Annotated in this window: 21 protein-coding genes and 1 pseudogene; 7 read left to right on the forward strand and 15 right to left on the reverse strand. The window is 59.5% G+C overall.

All coding sequences use genetic code 11. The features are described 5' to 3' along the window. Positions 1 to 458 precede the first annotated feature (458 nt). A complete protein-coding gene (gene dgt, locus Enr8_RS13985) occupies positions 459 to 1835 on the forward strand; it encodes a dGTP triphosphohydrolase (protein ID WP_146432515.1) in 1377 nt (458 codons plus the stop codon). A gap of 100 nt (positions 1836 to 1935) precedes the next feature. Here the strand turns inward: dgt and smpB are convergent, their stop codons facing one another. Next, entirely contained in the window at positions 1936 to 2430 is a 495-nt protein-coding gene (smpB, locus tag Enr8_RS13990) for an SsrA-binding protein SmpB (protein ID WP_146432517.1), read from the reverse strand. A gap of 213 nt (positions 2431 to 2643) precedes the next feature. Here smpB and Enr8_RS13995 point away from each other — a divergent pair, with 213 nt between their 5' ends. The 3 genes from Enr8_RS13995 to Enr8_RS14005 are packed head-to-tail and all read left to right on the forward strand — an operon-like array spanning position 2644 to position 4658. After that, the gene (locus tag Enr8_RS13995) at positions 2644 to 3411 is read left to right on the forward strand and encodes a lipoyl(octanoyl) transferase LipB (RefSeq protein WP_146432519.1); all 768 of its coding nucleotides are present in this window, start codon (positions 2644 to 2646) and stop codon (positions 3409 to 3411) included. After that, positions 3386 to 4318 (forward strand): lipoyl synthase, encoded by a 933-nt coding sequence (gene lipA, locus Enr8_RS14000; protein ID WP_146432521.1) that lies wholly within the window; start codon positions 3386 to 3388, stop codon positions 4316 to 4318. The genes Enr8_RS13995 and lipA overlap by 26 nt, the downstream gene beginning before the upstream one ends. Position 4319: 1 nt before the next feature. After that, positions 4320 to 4658 (forward strand): zinc ribbon domain-containing protein YjdM, encoded by a 339-nt coding sequence (locus tag Enr8_RS14005; RefSeq protein ID WP_146432524.1) that lies wholly within the window; start codon positions 4320 to 4322, stop codon positions 4656 to 4658. A gap of 105 nt (positions 4659 to 4763) precedes the next feature. On the opposite strand, the gene pheT is transcribed toward Enr8_RS14005, so the two are convergent. From pheT to rpmI, 4 genes are all read right to left on the reverse strand, one after another. Beyond that, positions 4764 to 6779, reverse strand: a complete 2016-nt coding sequence (gene pheT / locus Enr8_RS14010; RefSeq protein ID WP_146432526.1) for a phenylalanine--tRNA ligase subunit beta — start codon at positions 6777 to 6779, stop codon at positions 4764 to 4766. A 21-nt stretch (positions 6780 to 6800) separates the two neighbouring features. Next, positions 6801 to 7829 carry a phenylalanine--tRNA ligase subunit alpha gene (pheS, locus tag Enr8_RS14015; RefSeq protein WP_146432528.1) on the reverse strand — a complete coding sequence of 343 codons (1029 nt, stop codon included), beginning with the start codon at positions 7827 to 7829 and terminating at the stop codon, positions 6801 to 6803. Positions 7830 to 7929: 100 nt separating this feature from the next. Beyond that, positions 7930 to 8286, reverse strand: a complete 357-nt coding sequence (gene rplT, locus Enr8_RS14020) for a 50S ribosomal protein L20 (protein WP_146432531.1) — start codon at positions 8284 to 8286, stop codon at positions 7930 to 7932. 113 nt (positions 8287 to 8399) lie between these two features. Next, complete coding sequence (gene rpmI, locus Enr8_RS14025; RefSeq protein ID WP_146432533.1) at positions 8400 to 8603, reverse strand: 50S ribosomal protein L35; 204 nt, start codon at positions 8601 to 8603, stop codon at positions 8400 to 8402. Positions 8604 to 8977: 374 nt separating this feature from the next. Between rpmI and rsfS the strand changes: the two genes are divergently transcribed. Next, on the forward strand, positions 8978 to 9433 hold the full coding sequence (gene rsfS, locus Enr8_RS14030; RefSeq protein WP_146432535.1) for a ribosome silencing factor: 456 nt from the start codon (positions 8978 to 8980) through the stop codon (positions 9431 to 9433). A 348-nt stretch (positions 9434 to 9781) separates the two neighbouring features. Here the strand turns inward: rsfS and Enr8_RS14035 are convergent, their stop codons facing one another. The 4 genes and pseudogenes from Enr8_RS14035 to Enr8_RS26185 all read right to left on the reverse strand — a co-directional run. Then, positions 9782 to 11080, reverse strand: coding sequence for an MFS transporter (locus tag Enr8_RS14035; RefSeq protein WP_186767652.1), 1299 nt, complete (start codon positions 11078 to 11080; stop codon positions 9782 to 9784). A gap of 411 nt (positions 11081 to 11491) precedes the next feature. Then, the gene (locus tag Enr8_RS14040; protein ID WP_146432539.1) at positions 11492 to 15598 is read right to left on the reverse strand and encodes a M56 family metallopeptidase; all 4107 of its coding nucleotides are present in this window, start codon (positions 15596 to 15598) and stop codon (positions 11492 to 11494) included. Beyond that, positions 15595 to 15981: a BlaI/MecI/CopY family transcriptional regulator gene (locus Enr8_RS14045; RefSeq protein WP_146432541.1), complete on the reverse strand. Its 387-nt coding sequence runs from the start codon at positions 15979 to 15981 to the stop codon at positions 15595 to 15597. Before Enr8_RS14045 ends, Enr8_RS14040 begins: the two co-directional genes overlap by 4 nt. Positions 15982 to 16281: 300 nt before the next feature. Then, a pseudogene (locus Enr8_RS26185) lies at positions 16282 to 16677 on the reverse strand (DUF1559 family PulG-like putative transporter); the annotation flags it as partial. A 372-nt stretch (positions 16678 to 17049) separates the two neighbouring features. Between Enr8_RS26185 and Enr8_RS14055 the strand changes: the two are divergent. Continuing rightward, positions 17050 to 17550 (forward strand): DinB family protein, encoded by a 501-nt coding sequence (locus tag Enr8_RS14055; protein ID WP_146432545.1) that lies wholly within the window; start codon positions 17050 to 17052, stop codon positions 17548 to 17550. Positions 17551 to 17619: 69 nt separating this feature from the next. On the opposite strand, the gene Enr8_RS14060 is transcribed toward Enr8_RS14055, so the two are convergent. The 6 genes from Enr8_RS14060 to Enr8_RS14085 form a co-directional block, all read right to left on the reverse strand. Beyond that, complete coding sequence (locus Enr8_RS14060; protein WP_146432548.1) at positions 17620 to 18234, reverse strand: DJ-1/PfpI family protein; 615 nt, start codon at positions 18232 to 18234, stop codon at positions 17620 to 17622. Between the two features lies 1 nt (position 18235). After that, complete coding sequence (locus tag Enr8_RS14065; RefSeq protein ID WP_146432550.1) at positions 18236 to 19180, reverse strand: sugar phosphate isomerase/epimerase family protein; 945 nt, start codon at positions 19178 to 19180, stop codon at positions 18236 to 18238. A 24-nt stretch (positions 19181 to 19204) separates the two neighbouring features. Beyond that, entirely contained in the window at positions 19205 to 20500 is a 1296-nt protein-coding gene (locus Enr8_RS14070) for a Gfo/Idh/MocA family protein (RefSeq protein ID WP_146432552.1), read from the reverse strand. A 146-nt stretch (positions 20501 to 20646) separates the two neighbouring features. Continuing rightward, positions 20647 to 21813 (reverse strand): AraC family transcriptional regulator, encoded by a 1167-nt coding sequence (locus tag Enr8_RS14075; RefSeq protein WP_146432554.1) that lies wholly within the window; start codon positions 21811 to 21813, stop codon positions 20647 to 20649. Positions 21814 to 21835: 22 nt separating this feature from the next. Continuing rightward, a complete protein-coding gene (locus Enr8_RS14080) occupies positions 21836 to 23104 on the reverse strand; it encodes a glucuronyl esterase domain-containing protein (RefSeq protein WP_146432556.1) in 1269 nt (422 codons plus the stop codon). 141 nt (positions 23105 to 23245) lie between these two features. Continuing rightward, a complete protein-coding gene (locus Enr8_RS14085; protein ID WP_146432558.1) occupies positions 23246 to 24589 on the reverse strand; it encodes a PhoH family protein in 1344 nt (447 codons plus the stop codon). Between the two features lie 464 nt (positions 24590 to 25053). Between Enr8_RS14085 and Enr8_RS14090 the strand changes: the two genes are divergently transcribed. Next, on the forward strand, positions 25054 to 26526 hold the full coding sequence (locus Enr8_RS14090) for an FHIPEP family type III secretion protein (protein WP_146432561.1): 1473 nt from the start codon (positions 25054 to 25056) through the stop codon (positions 26524 to 26526). Positions 26527 to 26554 lie beyond the last annotated feature (28 nt).

The raw sequence follows: 26554 nt of genomic DNA on the forward strand, positions 1-26554 counted from the left end.
AATCGCACCAACCTGGGGCTGCGTCGCGAAGCGCGACTGCGCCCCAGGCTAGGTTGGGACGGCCCTCCCGGCCTGAGAGATTGGTGATGGCGGCGTTTGTTAAGGGGCAGACCGAATGTTGAGGCATCTTGTTGCTGCGCAACGTGAGCCAGTCTTGGCAGACTGGTCGGGCCACCCGGGGAATTCAAGAATCGTCCGGTCCGGTTCGTTATTCGGGCATTCGGATTCGATTCGTCATTCTGGTTTCGGCATTCGTCATTGGGAATGGACGCCGCATTCCCTCGGCTTGCGCCTCGGGTTAGTGTGGGATTTTTCGTCCGCTTTCCGCTTTGCCTTGCGGCCGCATTTCCCTCGCTGGCGCATCGGGCTACTACTTTGGGCGTTTGCCAGGCAGCCGGCGGATCGCCTATTTTCGCTATACTGCACCGGAGTCTTGGAATTGTAAGAGGCGGAGACGAATGGATTGCCCTTTGAATTGGACGCAACTGCTATCGAGCGAGCGGACCCGCCGCAAACCGGCCGGCGAGACGACGCCGTCGCGGCAAGTTCCCGATGGCGAACGGCGGACCTCGTTTGAGCAGGATTACGACCGGATTGTCTTTTCTCCCCCGTTTCGGCGGCTGGCGAAAAAGACCCAGGTCCATCCGATGGCCAGCAACGACCATATTCACAATCGGCTGACCCACTCGATTGAAGTCGCCAGCGTCGCCCGGTCGTTTGCCCGGCGGGTAGCGGCGCTGATCGCGCCGGCGGATCTTTCGGCCAAGCAACGGACCTCGATCGACTGGATCGTCCAGTCCGCCTGTTTAATCCATGACATCGGCAATCCGCCCTTTGGCCATGCCGGCGAAGAGGTGATCCGGACCTGGGCGCAGAAGCATTGGGATTACATCTTTCCGGCGTCGCTGCGCAATGACCCCGAGCGCCAGCACTGGACCGCGGAAGAGGAAGCGCAGATTCGGGCCGACTGGGAGATCTTTGAAGGGAACGCTCAAGGCTTTCGGATCGCCTCGCGGCGCGACAACCCGCAAGCCGGCTACTTGCGACTGACGTATGCCACGCTCGGCAGCGTGGTGAAGTATCCGTGGGGATCGGTCGACGCCAAACGCTGCGGCAAGCGGAAGCACAATTTCCATTCGCACGAGCGGGAGATCTTTGCCGAGACGTTCCAGTCGCTGGGGCTGGTTCGCGGTGACGGCAGCTATTGTCGGCATCCGCTCTCGTTTTTGACCGAAGCGGCCGACGACATTTGTTACCGGATTCTGGATCTGGAAGATGCGGTGGCGATGCATATTTTCGAGCAGAAGCGAGTCCACCAACTGATGCTCAAGATTACCGGCAACCAGGAGAACCACTGGATGGGACTGGCCCAGCTGCGCGGTCAGGCGATCAACCAGCTGGTTGGCGAGTTCTGGAAGGTGTTTGAAAGCGACTATGCGGCGATCATGCAGGGGGACCGCCAAGACGATCTGAAGTCGTCGCTTCCCAGTGAGTTCAAAGAGCACCTGCAGCAGGTCGCCGAGATGTACGAAGAGATCTTCGGCCACCGCAAAAAGATCGTCACCGAGCTGGGCGCCTACCGGGTGTTGGGGCGAATTCTAAGAGCGCTGCTAAAGACGGTCGAATCGATCGGTAATGCCAGCAACTATGGAGAGCTACACTTCCTATCAAAGAACTGCGCCGAGCTGGCGTGGAGCAAAGAGTACGTCGAAGCGAACCTCGACAAATCGCACGCCTGGTGGTTGGGGCAGGTGATGGATTTTGTCAGCGGGATGACCGACAACTACGCGACGCGGTTGTCGCGAGAGTTGGATGGGTTGGCGTTGGAAGGGTAAGAGGTTGGATGGGGAGCGTGTTGGCGGTGGGATGTCGATCGTGTTCGTCGGGCCGCATTCATTGCCACGAAGACGTGGCAACGGCACCCCTGATTTATCGTTACCCCCGATTGCGCATCGCCCGGGCCATGTCTCGTTTGGCGTCTTGCGATTTCAGCTTGTCACGCTTGTCATGTTGTTTGCGACCGCGACCGACGCCAAGGAGGACTTTGACGCGGCCTTGTTTGAAATACATTTTGAGCGGGACCAGGCTGAGGCCGCGGTCTTCGCTCTTGCCGGCGAACTTGGCGATTTCCGTTTTGTGCAGCAGCAGCTTGCGAGGACGCTTGGGCTCGTGGTTGAGGAACATGCTGGTATTGCTGTATTCGGGGATCTCGCAATTGACCAGAAAGACCTCGCCGCGCAGCACGCGGGCAAACGACTCGCTGAGCGAGAGCTTGCCGTCGCGGAGGCTTTTTACCTCGCTGCCGACCAGTTGGATGCCACACTCCAGCGTGTCGATGATTTCGTAATCGTGCCGGGCCTTCCGGTTTTCGCCGATCGGGCGTTCCAGCTTCTTCTTGTCGTCTTCTTTGGAGTCTTTTTTTTTCGCCATGGGTGCTTTCGCTCTCGTCGCTAGCGGCGGGGCGCTTTTTCATGAATTGATCTTGCGAAGCGGAAAATCGCCGCTTCGATTGCTAGTCGTTATGGGCTACGGGTTTAGCTGCAATCTGGCTTCCCGGCTGGCCTTTCCCCGGGTGGAGGGAATTGCTACTCTCCCCGTCCTTGATCGCAGCTAAAAATCAGCCTCTTGCGGTGACGATATTCCGTGTCTTCTCGTATCGAAAACAACTACGAATCGACAGGCGTCGACTTCCACTACCTGGGAACGATCGACTTCGACTTGTGCCTGGCATTACAGCGCCGTCTGGTTTACGAAGCCGGGGGCCGCGATGACGGACGGATTACCGTCCTGCTGTGCCAACATACGAGTATGATCACTGTCGGCCGAGCAGGTTCGCGGCAACATATTCGCCTGACGCAGGACGAGCTCGAAACGCTGCGATGGCAGGTTCGCTGGGTCGGACGGGGGGGCGGTTGCGTACTGCATGGCCCTGGCCAACTTGCGATTTATCCCATTGTACCGCTGAGAAGCCGCAATTGGACCGTCGGCGAATATTTAGAGCGACTGCAGCAAGCGATGGTCGCCACCGCAGTAGCACACGGCGTGCCGGCGTACGCTCGACCTGGTCGCTACGGCATATGGGGAAAAAGCGGCCTCTTAGCGGCGGTTGGCGCCGCCGTGCAGAACTGGATCACCAGTCACGGGGCCTTCCTCAACATCCACGCCAGCGGCGACGCTCAGTCGTTTGTCGAGGCCAACCCGCCCGAATTGGCGGCGCCAGGCGATTCGCCCATTATGGGGAGCCTGCTGTCAGAAACGGATCAACCAGTTAGAATTGAGACTGTGGCCCGAGTCGCAGCGCGACGGCTGGCTGACTCCTTCGACTGCGTCGACCGACGCTGGCACGAGGGGCATCCTTTGCTATTTGAAATCTCCGAGCATCAACGTGAGCGACTCGCACGAGTTGGTTAACCTACCGGTCGTCGAATTGCCGGTCATCGACGCACCAGGCAACCATCCCAAACAACGTCTGCCGAAGTGGCTGAAGCGAAACGTCCCCAAGGGGAACGCCAATCACTTTACGCAGAGTCTCCTGGAAGAACTGCAGCTGGAAACGGTCTGCGACAGCGCTAAATGTCCGAACCGGATGGAGTGCTACTCGCAGAAGACCGCCACTTTCATGATTTTGGGGAATGTCTGCACCCGGGCCTGCAGCTTCTGCTCGGTCCCCCGCGGCAAGCCGGAAGAACTGTCTGGGGACGAGCCGGAACGCTTGGCCGAAGCCGCCTATCGCTTGGGACTGAAGCACGTGGTCATCACGTCGGTCACCCGCGACGACCTGCCCGACGGCGGCGCCGATCACTACATCCGCTGTATCGCTGCGGTGCGAGAGCGAACCGGCGCCACGGTCGAAGTGCTGACGCCGGACTTCATTCACTGCCGCGACGCGCTGGACCGGATCATCGTCGAAGCCTCGCCGGACGTCTTCAATCACAACACCGAAACGGTTCCGCGGCTCTACAAGCGAGTTCGCGGCGTCACGTCGGACTATGCCTGGACGCTGGGCCTGTTGAAGCGGGTCAAAGAGCTGAATCCCAAGGTCAAAACCAAAAGCGGTTTGATGCTGGGCCTGGGCGAGACGCATGACGAGGTCTTTGCGGTGCTCGAAGATCTGTTAGCGCACGACGTCGACTTCCTGACGCTTGGTCAATACCTGCAGCCTGACGAAAAGCGTTACTTGAAGGTAGAGCGTTACGTGACGCCGGAAGAGTTCGAGATGTTCGGCCGCAAGTCAAAAGAGATGGGCTTCAAGCAGGTCGCCAGCGGCCCGTTCGTTCGCTCTAGCTACCATGCCCGCGATATGGCGGAAGCCTACTAAGATGAGCAAACTACCCAACTGTCCCGAGTGCGCTTCGGAATATACCTACGAAGACCGCGATCTGCTGGTCTGCCCCAGCTGCGGGCACGAATGGACCAAAGCGGCTGCTGAAGAAGCGGCCGCCGCCGCGATCATTCGCGACGCCAACGGCAACGAGCTGCAAGACGGCGACACCGTGACGGTCGCGAAAGACCTGAAGGTGAAAGGCTCGTCGCTGGTGGTCAAAGTTGGCACCAAGGTGAAGAACATCCGCCTAGTCGACGGAGATCACGACATCGACTGCAAGATCGACGGCATCGGCGCGATGCAGTTGAAGTCGGAGTTTGTGAAGAAGGCGTAGGCGCGGATCTGCGGCGCCATGCTTTCACGGCGTCTTCGCCGGGTAAGCATGTCTTTGCCCTGCCGCAAGCATGGCCACAAAGACGTGGCCATGGCGTCTAGCGCATTACCCCAACAGCTTCGCTTCATGTTGCTTTTCGCACGACGTGACGATGGCGTCACGGACGGCGTCCGCTTCTTCGCCGGTCAGGGTGCGATCTTCGGCGCGTAGCGTGATGGTCAGCAGCACCCGCTTTTTGCCTGGGCCGTCTTTCTTGGTGTCGCGGAAGATCTCGCGGTACTCGACTTGCTCCAGCAGTTCGCCAGCTGACGTGGTGACGGTCGCTTCCAGCTGATCCCAGGCGAGCGTCTCGTCGACGATCAGGTTCAGGTCGCGGGTCATCGTCGGGTAGGTGCCGAAGTCGTGATGCTGCGGGATCAGTACGGTCAGCTCTTCGAGCACCCGCAGATCGAGCTCGGCGACGGTCGCCGGTTGCTGCAGCTCGAACGCCTTCTGAGCCGAACCGCTCAATAGGCCCAGATAGCCAAGCGTCTTGCCGTCGACCTTCAGTTCGCACGCCTGTTCGACGTCGAGCAGCGAATCAGCGAACCGCGACGCGGTAACGCGAACGTCGGGGCTGAGCGAATGGACGAGCGTTTCGACCACTCCCTTGAGTCCGCGGAAGTCGCGACCGCTGGTTATGCTGACGACGTACCGTTCATCCGGCAGCTCGCCTTTCCGCGGCAGGTAAACCTTGGCGATCTCGTAAAGCTCGATCGGCGTGTTGTCGAACTTCTCGTTCATCCGCCGGGCGCCCAGCAGGCTCGGCAGCACGCTCAGTCGGAGGCAATCTTCGCCACGAACCATCGGCGTGGTGACGGTCAGCGCTTCGGCTTTACTCCAGCCATGGAACGCCGCCGACCACTCTTTGCTGACGACGCTCCGCGTGACCGCCTCGTTCATCCCGGCGGCGACCATCAGCGTGCGAATGCGATTGCGAACGCGGTCGGCGTCGCTACGGTGCGAGGCCGACATCTTCACCGCGGCGTCTTGCGGGATCTTGTCGTAGCCATGGATCCGAGCAACTTCCTCGACCAGATCGATCTCGCGATCAATGTCGCGACGCCAGCTGGGCGGAATGACGGTGATCTTCTGGCTGGCGACCGATTCGATGTCGTTCCCCAAACGCGAGAGGATTCGCTCCACTTCGTCAGCCGGAACATTGATGCCAAGGATGCGCTTCAGCTGCGGCAGGCGAAGCGTGACCGATTTGCGGGGCTGCGGCTGACTGCCGGCATAAATCGAGCCTTCGGCCAATTCGCCGCCGGCCAGATCGAGGATCAACTCGCAGCAGCGTCGGCTAGCCCAGTCGATCATCTCGGGATCGACGCCCCGCTCAAACCGGTAGCTGGAGTCGCTCTTCAGCTTCAACCGGCGCGACGTGGTTCGAACCGGCAGGGCGGCGAACTGAGCCGCTTCGATCAGCAGGTCGGTCGTTTCTTCGGTCACTTCCGAGTCGGCGCCACCCATGACGCCGGCGATGGCGACGGCGCCTACTTCATCGGCGATAACGTAGTCGTTGGGCTCCAGGTCGTACGTCTTGTGGTCGATCGCCATGAATTTCTCGCCGGGGCGAGCCTGGCGAACGGTGACCCCGGCGCCGTCGATCTTGGCCAAGTCAAACGCATGCAGCGGCTGGCCGATTTCCATCAACACATAGTTGGTGATGTCGACGACGTTGTTGATCACGTTGATGCCGAGCGTCTCCAGACGGCGCGTCAGCCACTCGGGGCTGGGGCCAACCTTCACGCCTTTGATCGCCCGGGCGATGTAGCGGGGGCAGAACGCTTCGTCCTCGATCGTGACGGTGACGTAATCGCTGATCTTCTGGCCTGTGCCGCTGACGTCGGCCGGCGGGATTTTCAGATCAAGATCGAACAGCACCGACGCTTCTCGCGCGATGCCGACATGGCCAAGCCAGTCGGGGCGGTTGCTGGTCACTTCCAGATCGAGCTGGCGATCGTCGCCGACCGACTCCGAGCCGTCATAGTTAAGGCCCGCCATCGTGACGCGGTCGCAGAATTCCGCTTCCGAAACGTCCAGCTGCAGATAATCGTTGAGCCACTTCCAGGAAACTAACATGGCGCCCTGCTCTCTCCGCTCTTAAAACTGCGACAGGAATCGCACGTTGTTGTTGTACAAATGCCGAATGTCGTTGACGCCGTGGCGACGCATGCAAAGTCGCTCGACGCCGAGGCCGAAGGCGAACCCGGTCACTTCTTCCGGATCGTAGCCGACCGACCGCAGTACGTTGGGATCGACCATCCCGGCGCCGCCGAACTCCAGCCAGGTATCGTTCCACCGCATGTCGACTTCGACGCTCGGTTCGGTGAACGGGAAGAACGACGGGCGAAAGCGAATCTCCACGTCCTGGCCCAAGTACGTCTTGGCGAAGAGGTGCAGCACGCTTTTCAGGTCGGCCATGGTGACGTCGGTGTCGATCATCAGCCCTTCGATCTGATGAAACATCGCGTAGTGGGTCGCGTCGATTTCGTCGGGGCGATAAACGCGGCCGAGCGAAACGATCCGGACCGGCGGCTTCGTGTTCTCCATCACGCGGATCTGCACGGTGCTGGTCTGGCTTCGCAGCAGCATGTCGCCGCCAGCCGCTTTGGCGGCGGCGTTCAGGTAGAAGTTGTCGAGCGGGTCGCGGGCCGGGTGCTCCAGCGGAATGTTGAGCGCCTCGAAGTTGTGCCAGTCGTCTTCGATCTCGGGCCCTTCGACGGCCGAGAAGCCGAGCCGACCCATGATGTCTTTCAGCTCTTCGATCGTCTGGGTGATCGGGTGAACGTGACCGACCGGCAGCAGCGTACCGGGCAGGCTGACGTCGAACGCTTCGCTCGACTTGCCGTCGCCGCCGCTTTCGCTCAGCTTGGCGACGGCCGACTCAAACAGCTCTTCGATTCGCTGTTTGACTTCGTTAAAGCGTTTGCCGGCAACCGGCTTGTCGTCTTTGCTGACCTTGCCAAGTCCCTTTTGAGCCGACTTGAGCTTGCCGCTCTTGGCGCCCAGGAACTCGACGCGGGCCGCTTCCAGCACTTCGCCGTCAAACTTGTCGACCGCGTCATTGAAACGCTCGACGGCCGAGTCGACCAAGTTGTCCAATTCGCGAATGAAATCGTTCAGCGACATCGCTTTCTCGCTCGCGGCACATTCTGGAAAGTAAGAAAGCCGCCGAGAGGTCCCGGCGGCTCATGTTGTTTCGGCATCGATTGCACGTTGTACGTGCGCCTTACGCGGCCAGGGCGGCTTTCACCAGCTCGGTCACTTCGTCAAAGGCGCCCGGATCGTGGATCGCCATTTCCGACAACGTCTTGCGGTCCAGTTCGATACCAGCCTTCTTCAGGCCGTAGATGAACTGGCTGTAGCGGACGCCACGCATGCGGGCGGCGGCGTTCAAGCGGATGATCCACAGCTTGCGGAATTCACGCTTGCGCACCTTACGGTCGCGATAGGCGTAAACGCCGGCGCGGAGCAAGGTTTCTTTCACGGTACGCAATAGCTTACCGCGACCGCCGCGGAAACCGCGGGCTTTCTTAAACAGACGCTTCTTCGACTTGTGCCGTGCGGCGCCGTAAGTCGTTCTCATCGTGTCACCTCGTTTCGTCCACTAGGCCCTTCGCTCAATTGGCGGCGAAGCGTTTGTGCCCGTGCACTGGGAATAAAAAGCTCGAATCCACAATTCCGACGAGGATATCGCTACTAGTAGCTGTATCCGTTCAGGGCTTTGATCAGCATCGGCTCGTCAACTTCGGCCAAGACGCGGGTGCCGCGAAGATTGCGGGTGCGCTTCGAAGTCAGGCGAGTGGCCAAGTGGCTGGTGCCGCATTGGCGATGCTTGATGTGGCCTTTGGCCGTCAGTCGGAACCGTTTCTTCGTTCCCTTGTGCGTCTTCATCTTTGGCATCGTTAGACCCACTTTCTCTCTAAGGAAGGTTTGGAAACGGTCGAAAACCCAAGATTATACGCCCTTCTGGGCAACTTCGTAAGGGGGAAGCGAAAAATTCGCATCCGGTTCACGGGGAACAAGGATTTGTCGAAAGTGGTTTCAGGGTAAGTGTTTGGCGATTTCGGGTCTGGCGCGGCCGTCCCGTGAATATTTACTCCCCGGTCCCTCCAAACGAACCTTCGGCCCCTCTCTTGCGCCTTTCCTTGGCGGGTTGCGTCTAGCCGACCCCGCGTTCGTCAGTAGAATGCATTGACTGCACGGCGCTCTATTACCGGGCAAACGCCCGAGTTTCTCACGCCGATTTTTCGCTTTTAGACCCACAGAGGACCGACGTGTCGGAGACGACTTCCCCCAAAAAACGCGCTTCAGGTACCACCGCCAGCAGCTTAGAGTTGGCCCACGCGGCCGCCGTTGTTGCGGAAGAGAATCGCGCTAAGAACATCGTCGTCCTCGACATGCGTAAGCTGACGGCCGCGTTCGACTACTTTGTGGTCGTCACCGGCGCTAGCCGCCGGCAGTTGCATGCGATCAGCGACGAAATCGACGACAAGTTCGAGAAAGATCTGGGCGATACGCGCCTGGGCCGCGAAGGTTACGACGACTCGCGGTGGATTCTGCTCGACTACGGCGATGTCGTGATTCACATCTTCGACGAAGAGACCCGCGACTACTTCTCGCTGGAAGAGTTGTGGGCTGAAGCGCCCCGGCTTGATCTTAGCGAAGTGCTGCATGATCATGCCGCCAACGAAGCGTCGAAGGCGGCGGCCCAGTCCGACGAAGGCTTCTAGTCGGACGAGAGTTTCTAGAGCGGTTTTCCTCCATCTGTATCGTTCTGGCTGGTTGTGGCCGCGCTGGTCGGCGTTGACCTGCATCGACGAATCTTGAGGATTCGCCTGCTTCGGTCGCCTTGACCAGCTTGCCTCACTAACTGCCTGTTGAAAAATGCCATCGTGGCATTTTTCAACCTCGCCAGGCTCAGAGCGTAGCTCTTCGCGGCTCGCAAAATAACGACTTACGTCGCTATTTTGGGATCGCATCCGTGCGATCACGCAGTCCGTCGAGAAAATCAACGGACTGCTAACGCCAGAAACGCTACAGCGATCAGAAAAACGCTCTACTGCGCTAGAGATGCTGCGTTAGCTGGCGGCAGATGTCGCCGGCTCAGCTTCCAAGACGAGATTCCGCGCTTGCGGCTCGGTTGCCTCTGCGCTGACCGGATCGACATCGCGATCCATGCGCCAGCCAATCAGCACCATGCCGATCGCCACGATCACCACGCCAGCGCTGACCAGCGGTGTTCCGCCCAGGCCCAGCGGCGAAGCGACCACCTGACCGCCGATTGCGGCGCCCATCGCGATGCCCAGATTGAAGGCCGATTGGTTCAACCCGGCGGCGACGTCGACCGCGCCGGGAGTCCAGCGGCGAGCTTGATTCACCGCCAACAGTTGCAGTCCGGCCCCGGGGCTGAACATGAAAACTCCAAAGAAGATCACCGCCGCGATCATGGCGATCTTGAACGGAGCGGCCAGCCAAATGCCGAGCATGCCGACCACGACCAGGCAGAAGAGTCCGGCCAGCGCTGGGTAGATCTTCTTGTCGGCCGCTTTGCCGCCGATGATGTTGCCAAAGGTGATGCAGACGCCGATCACGCCCAGGATCAACGTCACTGCAATCGCGTGAAAGCCAGAGATTTCTTCGAGGATCGCGGTCATGTAAGTGAATGTGGCGAAGGTGCCGGCATAACCGATCGACGTCATCGCCAACGCGAGCAGCACCCGCGGTTGTTTCATGACGGCTGCCTGACTGGCAAGCGTCATCCGTTTGGTTGGCGCCGGAGTCTTCGGCAGAAAGCGAGCTTGCGCAAGCATAGCGAAGAGCCCGAGAAACGCGGTTCCGCCAAAAGCGACGCGCCAGCCGAGCGTTTGTCCCAATAGTGAACCGAGCGGCACGATCGTCGCCATCGCCACCGAGAGGCCTGCGAAGACGACGCCGATCGCATGCGCTTCTCTTCCCTTCCCAACCAACTGTGTCGCGACGGTGGTTGCCGCCGCCAAGAAGACGCCGTGCGAGATTGCGGTAAAGAATCGCACGCCGAGCAGAAAGCCATAGCTGGGCGCCAAAGCGCACGCCATGTTGGTCACAAAGAAAAGGACCATCAAGCTGATCAGCATCCCCTTGCGCGGCAAGCCCGAAAAGACCGCCGACAAGATCGGGGTCAACAGCGTCACGCCCATTGCATAGCCCGAGACCAGCAGTCCGGCCGCCGGCAACGTCACCTCTAGGTCGCCAGCGATCGTCGGCAACAGTGCGACCGGCAGGAACTCGGTCGTGCCCAGGGCAAAGCTGCCCATGCCCAGCGCCAGCAACGCGGCGCCAGGGTTCTTCGGTACAGGTCCGACAGACGATTCATAAGCAGCGGCAGCAGACGCATCCATATGCGATCTCAGATTCCAACAAAAGTGGCAGGGTAATCTCAGGTGGGCGTCGTCGACAGCGGTATCGTCCGCCATGTGGGCGAACTGCTTGTCGACGATCCATGGGGTGGGAGAGAGTGCTTAGATTCTCACAATCGATCGCCAAGTCGACAAGTTGTGTTTTTCCTTGCGGGAGAATTTGCGACAATCCTCACGGAATATTGAGAATTAAGGGGCGAGAATTCCCTTGTTGCATTGGCGGTCTGATTGCCGCAAAGTGGGCGATGGTCAGAATAGGGGCCCCATTTGGCGATCGCGGATGGGGCTTTGAGCGTAGATGCCGTGTGTACGGTGAATGGTCGAGAAAAACTCAAAATGCGCGGGCGCGATTAATTCCTCTTAATCGCGGCGGCATAGGGACGAAGCGTGCTGCTAGCGTGGCGACGCCTGGGTTGCCAGACGCTCGATCGACGCGCGAATCATTTCTTCGCCCTGCACTTCCGACACGATCTTGCCTTCTCCATCAATCAGATAGGAGGTCGGCCAGCGGTTGATGTTCCACTGGCGGACGATTTTTCCTTCGGCGTGCGGACCGTCGACCAAATTGCGGAACTGGACCTGATGCTCGTCGATCGCCTTTCGCGCCGCTTCCGGCGTGTCGCTCATGACGCCCAGGATAACAAGCTGGTCGGGAAAATCTTCCGCCAGCTTTTGTAGGCCTGGCAGCTTGAAGATGCAGGGGCCGCACCAACTGCCCCAGAAGTTGAGCAGCACGATCTTGCCTTTCAGGTCCGAAAGTTTCAGCGGCTTGCCATCTGAATCGATGCCGGAGATTTCCGGCGCCGGCGATCCTGGCTGCAGGTATCGCAACTCGTAAAGTTGACGTTCGGCCGATTCGCCAATCGTTCGCCCTTGGTAGAGCGGTATGTCGGCGAACTCGTCGATCACGCGTTGCAGGTATTGTTTCGCCAGTTCGTTCGCCTTGTTGGGGGATGGAAGGGGTGGGTAGTTTTTTTCGGTCAGTTGCATGCCGATCGAATAGCAGGCCCGTCCCCGTGCGACGCGGCTTTGGTTTTTGGCGATCAATTGGTCGGCCCGCTCCATTCGTTTTGAAATCGGATCGGCATCTGGATCTTGCCGATAAAGGAGTTTGTCGACGCAGTCGGCCAGCTGAGGGCGATGTGCGTAGCCGGCCAGCAACATCTCGACCGCTTCGTGACGTTGCTGTGGGTAGTGGGCTGCCGCACGGCGGTGATCGTAGGGGAGCTTCGCAATCCAGTGGAGTGCGGCAAAGCAGGTTTCGGTATCGCGGTTGGCCTTGGCGATCGCCAGCATTGCGAAAAGATACTCTGGCGTTGGGTCGGCTCGTTCATCGAGTAGTTGCTGGATCCGGCGCGAGCTGGTCGCGGTCCGCTCTTGCTGGTAGGCCGCGTGATCAACAGCGAACTGCCGTTCTAACCGCGCAAATTCGGCTTTGCCAAGCGCCGGGTCATACGGAGGCATGACAAAGCGATCGACTTGGCGCTCTTCCGGAGAGCCGACTGGTTCGACGAGAATGTCTCCCAGGTCAAGCGGCTTGTCGAAGGAGAGCTGTCTTTGCGCCCCATCGCCAGACAGCATCCGCTCTTGGTAGTCCGCCGGCGTGAGTCGCAGCGTTTCGCACTCCCCTTCGTGCTCAATCTCCAGGCGAAATCTCCCCTCCTGATTCGGATGGAAGCTCGCATGATGACGCTTGGCGGCGCCTTCGCCGTCGGCTGGCGGAACCAAATAGTAGAGATCGACCGAGCCCTTGCGGATCGGGCGTTTCAGGTCGGCGTCGATCAGGCGGCCGGAAACGACCGATGTCGATCGCATGTAGACTTCCAGCGGCGCTTGCCAGGCCGACTCATCTAGCGAGATCGTTCGTTGTTGGGTCGAGCGGCGATCCCGAAAAGTTACGGGAATCGTCTTGACCCAATCCTGCTTCCAAACATGATTCAGGTGAATCAGGGAAAAACGTCCCTGGTCGTCAGCCAGGACTTGTTGGCTTATGTAACCTCGAATTCCATCTGCGGACGAGGCGAACGGAATTTGATAGTTGATCGCCACGTCGCCAAGCGGCTGGCCGTGCGAGTCGTAGATCATGCCGTCGATCGTTGGAGCCAATTTGATTGGGATTAACGCATCGTCAATCGGACGTTGTAGCGCCGCGTCCCAACTGGGCGGTCGCTGGTCTTCCCGCGCGAACTCATACGATGGTTGCGAGTAGATAGCACCGCCGTGTGTCGCGACGATCTTGCCGGGCGCGACGACCGTCCGAAACTTCCCTTGGGCGTCCGTTGCGACGGGGTTATACCCAGAACGCTCTGGAGATCCCTTTGTGTTCGTGAGGTTGAATGCCAGATTGGGCATCCCTTTCCCTGTCTCCTGATCGACGACCTTTCCGGCGATGACCGCCCCTTTTTGCAGTCGTACGGTAATCAGGGCCTCGCGCTGGTCTTCCTCAAAGTTGAAGATGCTAGAGGTAGGCAGATAGTCGGCGCCAGCCGGCGGGCTGATGATATAAGCGACCGACTTGGTGGTTGGCGGCTCTACCGAAGTCATGCGTCCATGCTCGTCGGCGATTTGCTTGGCAGTTTCGCGATAGTGGCCGTAATCGTGCTGCTTTGCCCCTTTCAGCGGCTGGCCGGTGTCGTCGGCGACGACCTGGAACGTCAATTTCCGCCCTTCTTGCAGTTCGATCCGAACTTCGCCGGTTTGGACGTTTCGTTTCATCAAATCGCGATCACGTTTTTCGAGCTCTGCGATCGTGGCGGCGAAGGCGAAGTCATCGACAAAATTAGGATGCCGGATCTGAAGGCCAAAGCCGCGCCGCGGCGGCAGGCCGGTCAATCGGAAACGGCCTTCGGCGTCTGTGGTTGTTTGGGGCATTGCCCGGCTGTCGCGAAAATTGATGAAGTCGCGGTCCGAGTATTTGGGCCACCGTCCCTCTTCCAGATCGGCCTGGGTGATGTGCCGGATCGACATGCCGTACATCACCCGAACCTGCGCTCCGGCGACCGGGCGGCCTTGCGGATCGACAACTTGACCAGCCAGCGTTGCCGGCGGCGAGAGCGTGATATCGGCACTTAAATGAGGTTGGTCTCCCTGGAGATGCCGCCAGCCGACCGATTGTCCTTGTCCGACGGCGGCGACGTCGAGCGGCAGGTAGCTAAGTTGAATGCGCTCATGCCGCTGCCCGAGGTTGAAAGGAACGTCCTCGAATCGATATCGCCCTTCGGCATTGGTGCGCGTGGCTGCGATATCTCCTCGCGGCTTCGAGAGGACGTCGTTCGTAGAGAACCAATGATTGCTGCGGAGGATGACTTCGACGTCGGCGGCCGGCTTTACGTCAGAGCCGAAAACGCGTCCCGCGATCGGTTGCAGCCGGAGGGTAGGGGTTTCGATGAACAATTCTACCGGCGGAATCGCATCGTCCGCCGTCGCATTTGGGGCCATGTTCCCGAGCAGCGCGATCGTAAGTCCCACGATCATCAGCAACCCGGCGCCAATCGCCCCCAAGAATCTCGAGTTCCTTGACGCGGGATTGGGGCCAATCCCAAAAATCCGCTGAATCCGCCGTTTCAAATCGCTATCGCCGGCCGCCATCGCCAGCGTTTCGACCGGCGCGGCCGTGGCGACCGACAGCAGCGCCTTGCCATAGGTAACCCGATCTCCCACGACTTGAATGGCAATTTCGTCGCAGATTTGCTCGCGCTCGAAGCGGATCTGCCGCGAGATCCACCAGATTGCCGGGTGATAGAACAGCAGCGTTTCGACGGCGCTTTGCAGCAAGTTGACGACGAAATCATGACGACGAATATGAGCCAGCTCATGAGCCAGCAGGCATTCCACTTCGGCGACGGTCAGGCCGCTCAGTAGCGCGGATGGCGTGACCACGATCGGCCGTAGCCAGCCGAAGGTGAGCGGAGTCTGAATGATCGTCGACTGCAACCACACAATTCTTCGCTTGATCTGCATCGTTTCGGCGAGTCTTTCGGCCCGTTGCATCCACGTTGGGTCGAGCGGCATACCATCGCGACCGGCGTAGCAGCGCACCCGCCAATAGCCGCCGATCAGTCGCAGAGAAAGAAGCGCGACGCCAATTCCCCAGAGCAGCGCGAGCAGGCTGAACGCCGTGTCGAAACCGCTAGGGGAATGAGTGACCGGTATTGGTTCAACGTGCGGCGGAAGAAGCCCGACCGGCGGTTCGGCGGGCGCTTCCGGACCGGAAGTGGCCAGCGGAATTGGTTGGGGCGTCGGGGGCTCGGCGACCAATTCTTCGGAAACGACGGGCGCAGCCTGCGACAGGAGCCAAACGTAGGTCGTCAGCAGGCAGCAGGGAGAGATAACGAGTAGGCTCAGGAAAACTGCGTAACGAACTTGGGGCCCGGTTCGCCTTAGCTTTACAGACAATACCGCGGCTATGACGCCGAGAACCGCTCCTTGCCAAAGAAAATGGCACAGCGCCGCGCCTAGTCGCGCAAGTTCATCGGTCGAGATCAGATTGGCGATCGTCATGCGTTTCGCTTCCTTTCGAATTCATCGATCATCGTGCGAATTTCGGCCAGTTCGGCGGCGGACAGATTCTTGGCGGAGAGGGCCTGCATGATCAATTGGTCGGCGGCGCCGCCAAAACAGCGATCGAGCAGGTTTTTGACCAGCTTCTTTTGCGTCGTTTCTCGCTTTTGCTTGGCGGCATACACATGCGACCGCTCTGATTCGTCACGGGTGACTAGTCCTTTTTCCGCCATGATCTGCATCAGCTTCAACACGGTCGTATAGCCGACCGTTCGCGGCATGTGCTCATGAACCTGGCGGACCGTGGCCGGGCCCACGTTCCACAAGATCGAGAGAATCTCCAGTTCGCTTTCGGTCGGCTGGTTGGCGTTCTTGGGTGACATCGCGTGCTCTGGGGGATAGAAGCTCTTCAATGGCGATGATTGTACGAAGTTCTTCGTAGGTGTCAACGAAAGTTTTCGTACTTTGGTGCAGTGAGATGAGGCGGCGCCTTGCGTAAGATGAGCGGAGGCGCTGGAAGAAATGCGGGTCTCAAGTGTGCTGGCCGCTGAGATCCGCGCTCGTCACTTCGAATCGAGAGAGAAATCGGCCTGGTCGCTGCCGCCGGCGGCGACGGTGAATTCCCGTTCGGTCTGTGTGTTGTACCGCGGGGGAAGCGTTTCTTTGGCCGTCACGCGGACGGTGTCGCTGGGGCAGTTGTAAGCCGCAAGTGAGGTCTCGCGGACCGCCTGGTTGCGGGAACTGAGCGAGTCGACCGAATGATCGTACAAATCGTATAGGTTCTGTTGTTCGACATAGGGAAGAATGGCGATCGCCCAACCCATAAAGCCGCGACTGTTGACGATGCCGCCGGAGTTGTGCTGGCACGTGCCAATGGGGAATGTGTTGTGGACGTCGTTGTAGACATGCATCGCCAAGGCGATCTGCTTCAAGTTGTTGGAGCAATGCATCCGACGAGCCGCTTCGCGGGCCTGCTGCACCGCCGGCAAGAGCAGCGCGATCAATACGCCAATAATGGCGATAACGACCAGTAATTCGACCAGCGTGAATCCTGGTCGGCGGGATCTGAAGATACTCATGGCGACGCTCCCAAGCGAAGAGAAAAGATGGATGGAAGGAGGAGCTGCGGTGGAGTCACCGTATTCCATGATTGTCGCGCGTTAGCCCTTTTTGTGTAGCGAAAACATGTAAAATAATGCGAATTATTTTCATTGAGGCATGTTAAGGGGGCGAGAGTGGCTCTCCTGGGCAGTGGTTTGCACTCTTGCGGATTCTCAACGGCAAACAGACAGGCCAGAAGATCCGCGGCTAGACCCTGGAGACTAGCGATGCGCGACACGTGTACTGGTACGGCGAGTGAAGTTTTGTACACTTTTGGCATGGCTTGCGGGTTATCCCAAGTCAGCGCTTCAAGGTCCCTGTACACGACTATCGCCCAGTGGAGAAAATCGATGACGATCGCCCAATCCCTGTTGCCCGAGTTTGACGAAGAGATGGCGCTAACGCGGAAGACGTTGGAAGCGATTCCCAGCGACAAGCTGAATTGGAAGCCGCACGTCAAGTCGAACACGATCGGCTGGAACGCCAATCACCTGGCCGACATCCCGAGCTGGATCGAGTTCATGCTGGAGCACGACTCACTCGACATCGCTCCGGTGGATGGTCCTCCCTGGAAGTCGCCGAGCCTGGAGTCGAGCGAAGAGATTCTGGCGCTATTTGATGAGAACGTCGCCCACGCGCGGAAGGTGCTGGAGAAAACGCCCGACGAAGTCTTCGCCCAAGACTGGGCGTTCATGATGGGAGGACAAGTGATGTTCACCATGACCAAGGGCGCTACGCTGCGGAAATGGGCGCTCAGCCACATGGTGCATCACCGGGCGACGGTCCGCGTCTATCTGCGGATGAACGACATCGCCGTCCCCGGCGTCTATGGGCCTTCGGGCGACGAATAGAATCGCCGGCCAGCAACCAGCAACGCCGGCTCGCAGGAGTCGGCGTTGGCGATCGATCGCGGGCGGGGCCTAGCGACGTCCGTTGGCGGATAAGCGCGTCGCGGCGCCAAGTCCGTTCGCTGCGGCATCGCGAGCTTCATCCAGTTGTTTCATGAACGCGCCGAAGTACCGACCGTTGTCATGAAACGTGCGGCCGCTGACGATGTTGCCGTCGACGACGCAGGGCTCGTTGACGAAGATCCCGCCGCAGACTTCCAGGTCGAACTTGCACTTGGGTACGGTCGCCATGCGGCGACCTTTCACGCAGTCGGCGTAAGCCAAAATCTCGACGCCATGGCAGACGCAGGCAACCGGCTTGCCCGACTCAACGAAGTGACGCGTCGCTTTGACCAGGTGCTCGTCATAGCGGATATATTCGGGCGCACGACCGCCGCTGAGCATGATGCCGGCGTATTCTTCCGGCACGATGTCGGCGAAGGCGATCTCCGCGTTCAGGGTGTACCCCTCCCACTCTTTGGTGATCGTCCAGCCCGGCTTCACTTCGTGCATCACCATTTGGTACAGGCGTTTTTCGGGGGCGGCGACCACCGGCTGATAGCCCCCTTCTTGCAGGCGATAGTAAGGATAAAGCGTGTCGAGCGTTTCCGACGCGTCGCCGATGATGATCAAGACCTTGTCCGACACGTTATTGTCCTTTCGCGCTCTTAGCGACGTAGTTATCGAGGTATTGACGTCCCCGGTCGATCTCGGCCGTCGTTTCGGCCACCGTGGGCAAGATGGGGATGCCGCGAGGGACCGGGTGCATGAAAACTTCGGTCCAGCCCTGGTATTGTATCGCGGCGAGAGCGGCGACCAATGGTTGGAAGTCGACAGGGCCGCGTCCCGGCATCTGTAAGAGCTGCCGCTCGGTCGGCAGCGGCTCATGACAGCCGTCGCCATGTTGCCAGGCATAGAACATTTCGAGCCCCTCGGCCAGTTCATGAATCAACTCGGCAAGGAGCTTCTCGTCCTGCGGCAAGTGGTACGGCGCGAGCGCGATTCCCAAGTTTTTGGATGGCCGCAACTCCAGCAGCCAGCGCAGCGAGTCGGGCGACTCAATCAGGTTATTGGCGTGATTCTCAATCGCGATCGTGACGCCGGTTTCTTCGGCCACTTCCAGATGAGGCTTCATCTTTTCGACGAAGGCGGCGACTCCCTTTTTCAGTTCGGCGCCGGTTAAACCCTTGGGGCCAGAGCCGCCGGTCACCATCAGTTGGCAACCAAACCGCTGGGCTAATTGCATCTCGTCTTGCAGGCCGAATGGGCCTAGTTTGTACTGGGTGATACAGCCGAGCTTCACGTCGTTTTGCTGCAAGAGCTCGGCAAAACTCGCTTCACCTAGTGCGTCGATCTGTTCGCGCTGATCGCCGTGCACCTTGGGCCAAACGTCAATGTGCTTGGCGCCGATCTTCTTCGCCTCGGGCAAGATCTCCGCCAGCTTGGCGTAGCCGTACATGCAGGAAGGGAGCATGTAGTGGAGTTGAAAAGCGGCGTCGGTCGCAGCGCGACTTGTGCCGATCAGACTAGCGCCGATCGCACTGGCGGAAAGCGCGTGAAAGCGGCGACGATCGATTCGGGGTAGGTGAGGCATCGGGTTCTCGATTAAGAGGTGAGCTTAGGCGACTTCAAAGCCGGGGCGTTGCTCGCGGCGGAGGTGCTGATTCGCTTCGTCGTCGCCGACGAAGGTCTCGCTCTTGGGGTCCCAGGTCAGCTTGCGGCCCAGTTTCATCGAGATGTTCCCCAAGTGGCAGGTGCTGACGCTGCGATGTTGACCTTCGACGTCCGAGATTGGCGTCTTCCGGGCGGCGACGCAGTCGAAGAAGTTGCCCATGTGGTTGACGATCGCGTCGAGCTTGCCGGCCCGCTCGGGACGGGTGAGGTTGTCGAAGTTGTAGAGCGTAAATTCCTCGCGCGGCAGCGGCTTTTCAGTCGGCGCCCCTTCCAGTGAACCGCGGTTCACGAACAGGCGTCCTTTGTCGCCGGTGAACATCAAGCCGTTGCGACCATTGTCGGCGACCGTCATCTCGACGCCGTTGTCCAGCTTGTAGCGAACGTGGTAGTCGATCGCCACGTTGTATCCGTCGGCGACATTGGGCATTTTGGCGGTCCCTTCGATTTCGACCGGCAGCGCACCGGCGCCCCACTGGCCGATGTCGATATGGTGCGCGCCCCAGTCGGTCATTTGCCCGCCGCTGTATTCGTACCACCACCGGAACGTGTAGTGCGAACGCTCTGGAATGTACGCGACGTCAGGCGTCTGGCCTTGCCATAGATCCCAGTTCAGATTCTTGGGAACCGGCTGTTTGGCGAACGGCCCGCCAGTTTTGTTCTTGCCCAGGACAATGTCGACGCGCTGGAGGGCGCCGACCCAGCCTTGGCGAACCATTTCGACCGCGGTCCGAAACCGACTGTCGCTGCGTTGCCACGATCCGACTTGGACGACGCGGCCGGTCTCACGCACGACGTTGTGTAGCGTCTTCCCTTCATCGATCGTCAGCGTCAACGGCTTCTCGCAGTAGACGTCTTTGCCGGCGCGACACGCATCGATCACCATCTTCGAGTGCCAGTGGTCCGGCGTGCCAATCATCACCACATCGACATCGTCGCGAGCGAGCAGATCGCGGTAGTCTTCCATCAGCTTCGATTTGCCGCCGAAGTCGTGGTTGGCTTTCTCCAGGATTTCTCGGTCGACGTCGGCCAGCGCGACGACGTCGCCATGGGCGGCCGCTTTTTCGGTGATGACCGAGCCTTGGTAGCGAAGGCCGATCGCGCCCACGCCCAGACGAGAGTTGGCGTCGCGCGGCTTTTCGTCAGCGGCGGCCGTCGAAAGGCCGCCAAAGACCAACGCCGAAGAGGCGGCAGCCGAAACTTGCGCGATCCAATGGCGGCGATCGAGTGTGGGCTGTGACATGCGGGGCTCCTGCATGGGGAGGTGAGATGAGGATATTGCGTGGCGGATGTGATCGCCTTATCCTCGCCCAGCCGCTGGGCCGATGCAATCCGCGAATGCGTAGAGTTGCTCCGGTATTTTGTCAGCCGATAAAGGCGATCAAGACGCTAGGTTTTTCGCCGTTCGCGACGATACTGCCCGGGAGGAACGCCATAAAACGTGCGAAACGTTTCAGCCAGATGTTGCGTTCGACGGAAGCCGCACCGCTCGCCGATCGCCGCCAAGGTCAGGTCGGTGTGGGTCAGCAACTCTTCGGCCCGGTTTAGTTTGAGTCGCAGCAACTCTTGGTTGGGGGATCGACCGAGCAGTTTTCGCAGGCCTCGTTCCAGCGAACTCCGCGAGATCGCGACCGCCCGCAGTACATCGGCGACCGAGGCGCCCTTGCAAGCGTTCTCACGCATGAAGAGGAGCGCCGCCGCCAGTTCCGGATCATCGACCGCCACGACGTCGGACGATTGCCGCGTCACCACGCCCAACGGATCGACCAAGATCGGCTGCTTAGGCGGCTTGCCTCCGCGCATCAGATGTTCCAGCAGCTCGGCCGCGCGGTAGCCGATTGCTACGCCATTCAGCTCAACGCTAGAAAGGGGCGTGCTTGCCATGCTGCAAAGGGACGCGTCATTTTCAACGCCAACCACGGCGACTTCCTCGGGCACGGTAGCCCCGCAGCGGCGGCAAGCGTCCAATAGCCAGAAGCCGAGCTGGTCGGTACAGGCCATCACGCCAACCGGCTTTGGCAGATTGTCGACCCAGTCGGCTAGTTCCTGTTGCGCTTGTTCCCACTGGGTCGGTTGCTCGCGGCGATTGCGGGGATGATAGCGCTGGGCTTGGTAGCCGTTGTCGGCGACCGTCTGCACGAAATTCTCGCACCGCTGCTGGAAGTATTCCTCGGCGCCAAGTTGATAGACCGCGAAGTGGCGATAGCCGCGATTGAGAAAATGCTCCGCCACCAGTTTGCCGAGCGAGCGATTGTCGACGCCGACGAAGGGGAAGGAATGTTCCAGCCGCGTCGAGCGGAGTTCGACCGTCGGCAGGCGTGCGCGACCAACCGCGTCGGCCATCGTTTGCGAGCCGCTTCGGGTCAGGATGCCGTCGCCACGCCATGCCGGCAGCCACGGCGGCGGAGGAGACTCCAGCGACCGCGACTCAACCAATAGCGACCACGGGCCATGCTCGGCGACATACTGGCGAACGCCATGCAGCAGCTCGCGCCCGTAGGTGCGCGAGGTTTCGATTAGTAAGGCGACGTGCGGCGTGGAGGCCCGACGTGACATTCGACCTTTGACGTCTGCGGCGTTACTTGCCGCGCAGTTGTTTGTCGGCGAAGTCGAGATACGCTTCCCAATCGCTCGGCAAGACGTTGTGTCCACCGCTACGAATCCGGTAGCCGATGCGGCTGTTGATCAGCTTGTTGACCGGAGGCATTTTGTCCGCAGCCAATCCGTCCGTTCCAAGCAAGCGATACGCCGGATCGGCGTACAGTCCCGACAGGAACTCGCCCTTTGGATCGGCCCAGTAGTCTTCCTGGGCGCTGCAGATCAGCACCGGTCGCGGAGCGATCAACGCGATCAACTCGTGCTGGTCGACTGGGCAGGCGTCTTCGTTGTTGTCGTACTTCAGGAAGTTGTCGCAAAACCAATGAGGGAACGATTTGTTGATCCGCCAGACCGACTCGCCGATTCGACGACGGCTGAGCGCCGCTCCGCCGCAGCCCGAGTTGTTGGAGATCACCAGGTCAAAACGAGGATCGGTCGCGCCGGTCCACAGCGCCGTTTTGCCGAGTCGCGAGTGCCCCATCACGATCATGCGGTCGTGATCGATCGCGTCTTGTTCTTCCAGGTAGTCGGCGATTCGCGACAGGCCATACGTCCACCCAGCGATCGTGCCCCATTGGTCGGCGGCCAGCTTGTCGCCCTCGGTGCGGAAGGCGCCATGGATGCCGTTCTGGAAGCCGTCGTCAAAGTCGGGATCGATGTCGCCATAGTAAACGGTCGCCAGACCATAGCCGCGATCGATGATTCGCTCGACCGGCCAGCGCGCTTTGGCGGCGCCGCGCGACTGTTCAACGGCGACATGTTTGGTGACGCCATTGGAGGCGTCGTTACGCACCCACGACTTGGTCAGCGGAATCGCCGGATCGTCGCTCAGCGAGTGATTGCCTTTGAAGTTAAGCGCCGCGACGACCGGAACCGGCTTGTCGCTTTTGGGAAGGATGAGCAGCAGGTCGGCGTACGGGCCATCCTCGTCGCCGGTCAGAAAGATGCGAACCTGACGCTCGGTCGCTTTGTCGTCGAAAACTTCTCGCTCAGAAACGACGCGGCTGCTGATCGGTTTCGCCGTTGGGGCTTTGCCGTAGACCTCGGTCTCGAACAGTTCGAGCAGCTCTGGGCGACGAATTTTTTCCCACGCTTCGGCGGTCGTGATCTTGGTCCCGTCCTGGGCGACCAACGGATCGGGCAGAGTGAAGTCGGGAATTTTCGCTTCGTCGTAGTTCGCTTTGGCGTCTTGACCGAGCAAAGGCATGGCAAAGGTGAGCGCGAAAAAGAGCGAGAAAATAGATCGCATCGGCGCGTCTCTGGCGAGTCAGGCGGGATAACAAGAAAAGCTGCGGAGCGAGAAATTGGTTCTCACCCTCGCAGCTTCAAGATAGTCGAACCAAGGCCGAGAGACTACCTGCGGCTGGCGAAGTTTTTCTGCGGAAAAACGCTAGAGCAGTTCGCTTGCCAGATCCGCCAGGTCGGACCGTTCCCCCTTTTCCAGGCTAATATGGGCGTACAGCGGTTGTCCCACCATGCGGTTGATCAGGTACGACAATCCGTTGGAAAGCGAATCCAGATACGGATGATCGATCTGCTGGACGTCGCCGGTCAAAATCACTTTGGTCCCTTCGCCGGCGCGGGTGATGATCGTCTTCACCTCATGTGGGGTAAGGTTCTGCGCTTCATCAACGATCATGTACATCCGCTGCAAGCTGCGGCCGCGGATGTAGGCGAGCGGCGTGATTACCAGCTTCTCCATCTCCAGCATGCGATTGATTTTTTGCGCCTGTTTATCGTTCTCGCCGAACTGATGTCGGATCACCGAGAGGTTGTCAAACAGCGGCTGCATGTAGGGATCGAGCTTGGCGGAAATGTCGCCCGGCAGATAGCCAAGGTCCTTGTTGGAGAGGGGCACGACCGGACGAGCGAGCAAAATCTGGCGATAGCTGGAAGAGCATTCCAGCGCCGACGCGAGCGCCAGGATCGTCTTGCCGGTGCCAGCCTTGCCGGCCAGGGTCACGAGCTTTATGTCGTCGTCGAGCAGCGCCTTGATGGCGAACAGCTGTTCGGCGTTGCGCGGCTTGATGCCGTAGGGGGCGAACTTTTCGACGCGTTGCAAGACTTGGTTGCCGGCGTTAAATGTTGCCAACACCGATTTGGAGCCGTTGCGGAGCACGAAATTCTCATTGGCGGTCGGTTGTTGCACCTCCGGAAAATCGACGGCGTTGACGGCGCCGCCATTTTGAAAGAAACGATCAATCTGTTCGGTCGAAATGTCTTCGACGATTCGTCGTCCGGTGTAGAGCTTGTCGAAACTCTCAATCTTGTCGTTGATATAGTCTTGGGCTTGCAAACCCAGGCTCTTCGCTTTCATCCGCAGGTTGGTGTCTTTGGAAATGAGGATCACGCGTCGATCGGGCGCGGTACGTTGCAGATGAAGTCCCGTGTTGAGAATGCGATTGTCGGGCGAATCGGAGATAAAGACGCGATTGAGTCGGGCGTCTTGTTCGTGGCAGAAGACCACTCGCAGCTTGCCGCATCCTTCGCCTAGAGAGGCGCCGGCTTCCGATAGAATATCGCCGGTCAGGAGGTCGATTTGGCGGAGGAACTCGCGAGCTTGGAAATGAATGTCTTCATTTCCTTTTTTGAATCGGTCCAGCTCTTCCAGAACCGTAATGGGGATGACGACATCATTGTCGACGAAATTACGGAAACTCTTGGCGTCGTGAAGAAGGACATTGGTGTCCAGCACAAACAGCTTAGGAAGCTGTTGGCCCGCGTGATCAATCATGCGGTTTCGATCCTGAGCAAAGTTAGATTGACTGTTTCCTGACGGTCAATCTTTCGCTACCCGGATAGCCGTAAGATTTTCATCTCGCCTCCCTTCATCGTCCGTAGACGACGCTACTTCCATGTGGGATCCGCTTCGGCGCCAGCAAACTAGCATGCCAGCGGCGGAGGGCCGCAGAGCTTGTCAGCATTTGCCGGATGCCCATGTTCTAGTGCGAAAAGCCCGCAATTGTCCATACGAACCAGCAATTTTCTTCGTTTCTTATTCAACCCCGGAGTTTGATGGAATCCTCACAAACGGAACCCCATATTTGGGATTCTACGCCGCATGGTCCATTTTGAGTCAAGCAAAAGGTTGTCGCTTTCCTTGAGTTGTAACTAAAATCACATTCAATCATTTCGTGGGGCGATCGTGATGCCGGCGAAACGACTGATTTCGATCTTAGACAGGTTAGGGGCGCACCGATGGACTACTCCTCGATTCTTTCGCGATATATCGGCCGAGAGGTTTGCGTCTCCACCTTTGGACATATCAAGCTCCGCGGCGAAGTCGCGGCCATCTACGACGACTGCGTTCGCCTGATTAACGCCAGTACGCAGGGGGACGCTGAGGAAATCTCGTGGAACGTCGACAGCGATCATGGCCAAGAGGCGCTCGTCCACTTTCACCACATCGTGGCGATCAGCTGCGGCGACGAAGAACTGCTCGACATCCCGGTCGTACCGGACCATGACAAGCCGTCTTGGTTTCAGGAAGCGGAACAGCGCGAGAAAGTGGATCTGCCGACCACCGACAAGCTCGACCCGTGGCGCACCTACCTCGATCTGGACCGGCTCTCGCTGGAAGTCGGAGAGTCGTTGGTTTCGATCATCGCCCCCGAGTCGAAAGACATTCTCGATCGGATCACCGCGGTCCGTTGCCAGCTGGCCGACTCGCTCGGAATTCTCGTCCCCAACATTCGGATGTGCGACAATCGCCAACTAGGCGACAACGAGTACCGCTTTCTCATCGACGAAAACGAAATCGCCCGCGCCCGGTTCGGCCCGGGACGCTACATCGCGCTCGACATGGGGACGTCGACCGAAACGCTGGACGGCACGCCGGGCGTCGATCCGACCTTTGGCGGACCTGGCATTTGGATTCGAGCCGATCAGCAGCGCGAGGCGGAAAAAGCGGGCTACCTGGTGATCGAACCGGGCATGCTGCTGGTAACGCATCTGCAAGAGACGCTGCGTCGGTTCGCCTCCGAGTTGTTGACGCTGGATGACGTTCGCAACCTGATCGAACTGCAGCGCGACTCGCAGTCGGCCGAGGTCGAAGAGTTGCGGGCCAGCCCACTCTCGTTGTCGACCATTCATGCGGTCCTGGTACGTCTGCTAGAAGAGCAGGTCTCGATCAAGAACTTCCCCCGCATTCTGGAAACGCTGGTCCGTCATGGTTCGCGTACCGGCGACATCGAGCTCTTGGTCGCCGCGGTCCGCGTTCGTTTGGGTCGGCAGATTTGCCAACGTTATCTCGATCGGGATGGTCGCGTCCATGCGATCGGGCTGGAGCCGGAGTTGGAAGAACGGCTGCTCGAGTTGAACGATGCCGGCGCCGGGCGAAAAGCTCGCCCATGGGTTGAGCGACTGGTCGACAACCTGGTCGACAGCTTCCAGCAATCAGAAGAGCAACAACAGCCGACCGCCCTGGTCACGTCGATTGATCTCCGCAGCCATCTATGGCGGTTGATGTCGACCAACCTGCCGCGGGTTTCGGTCTTGAGCTTTGCCGAGATCCCTCGCAACACCGACATTTATTGGGAAATGCGGGTCTCAGGCGACGACATTGGCCTGCCGGAAGGAAGTGCCCGAAGTAGCGGCGGCGCCAAGCCGTATGCCAAAGCGGCGCACCTGATGGAGTCGCTCGGCGACAAGATGCCGCGGCAGCCTCGCTAGAACTTGCCTTGCCTCGGGGAAAGGCGTT

This window comes from Blastopirellula retiformator (genome assembly GCF_007859755.1).
Taxonomy (GTDB): domain Bacteria; phylum Planctomycetota; class Planctomycetia; order Pirellulales; family Pirellulaceae; genus Blastopirellula; species Blastopirellula retiformator.

Excerpts from the sequence above, each read along its gene's own strand:
- dgt (WP_146432515.1), top strand. The coding sequence starts at position 459 with ATGGATTGCCCTTTGAATTGGACGCAACTGCTATCGAGCGAGCGGACC.
- smpB (WP_146432517.1), bottom strand. The coding sequence starts at position 2,430 with ATGGCGAAAAAAAAAGACTCCAAAGAAGACGACAAGAAGAAGCTGGAA.
- Enr8_RS14005 (WP_146432524.1), top strand. The coding sequence starts at position 4,320 with ATGAGCAAACTACCCAACTGTCCCGAGTGCGCTTCGGAATATACCTAC.
- pheT (WP_146432526.1), bottom strand. The coding sequence starts at position 6,779 with ATGTTAGTTTCCTGGAAGTGGCTCAACGATTATCTGCAGCTGGACGTT.
- pheS (WP_146432528.1), bottom strand. The coding sequence starts at position 7,829 with ATGTCGCTGAACGATTTCATTCGCGAATTGGACAACTTGGTCGACTCG.
- rplT (WP_146432531.1), bottom strand. The coding sequence starts at position 8,286 with ATGAGAACGACTTACGGCGCCGCACGGCACAAGTCGAAGAAGCGTCTG.
- rpmI (WP_146432533.1), bottom strand. The coding sequence starts at position 8,603 with ATGCCAAAGATGAAGACGCACAAGGGAACGAAGAAACGGTTCCGACTG.
- Enr8_RS14035 (WP_186767652.1), bottom strand. The coding sequence starts at position 11,080 with ATGGATGCGTCTGCTGCCGCTGCTTATGAATCGTCTGTCGGACCTGTA.
- Enr8_RS14040 (WP_146432539.1), bottom strand. The coding sequence starts at position 15,598 with ATGACGATCGCCAATCTGATCTCGACCGATGAACTTGCGCGACTAGGC.
- Enr8_RS14045 (WP_146432541.1), bottom strand. The coding sequence starts at position 15,981 with ATGTCACCCAAGAACGCCAACCAGCCGACCGAAAGCGAACTGGAGATT.
- Enr8_RS14055 (WP_146432545.1), top strand. The coding sequence starts at position 17,050 with ATGACGATCGCCCAATCCCTGTTGCCCGAGTTTGACGAAGAGATGGCG.
- Enr8_RS14065 (WP_146432550.1), bottom strand. The coding sequence starts at position 19,180 with ATGCCTCACCTACCCCGAATCGATCGTCGCCGCTTTCACGCGCTTTCC.
- Enr8_RS14070 (WP_146432552.1), bottom strand. The coding sequence starts at position 20,500 with ATGTCACAGCCCACACTCGATCGCCGCCATTGGATCGCGCAAGTTTCG.
- Enr8_RS14075 (WP_146432554.1), bottom strand. The coding sequence starts at position 21,813 with ATGTCACGTCGGGCCTCCACGCCGCACGTCGCCTTACTAATCGAAACC.
- Enr8_RS14080 (WP_146432556.1), bottom strand. The coding sequence starts at position 23,104 with ATGCGATCTATTTTCTCGCTCTTTTTCGCGCTCACCTTTGCCATGCCT.
- Enr8_RS14085 (WP_146432558.1), bottom strand. The coding sequence starts at position 24,589 with ATGATTGATCACGCGGGCCAACAGCTTCCTAAGCTGTTTGTGCTGGAC.
- Enr8_RS14090 (WP_146432561.1), top strand. The coding sequence starts at position 25,054 with ATGGACTACTCCTCGATTCTTTCGCGATATATCGGCCGAGAGGTTTGC.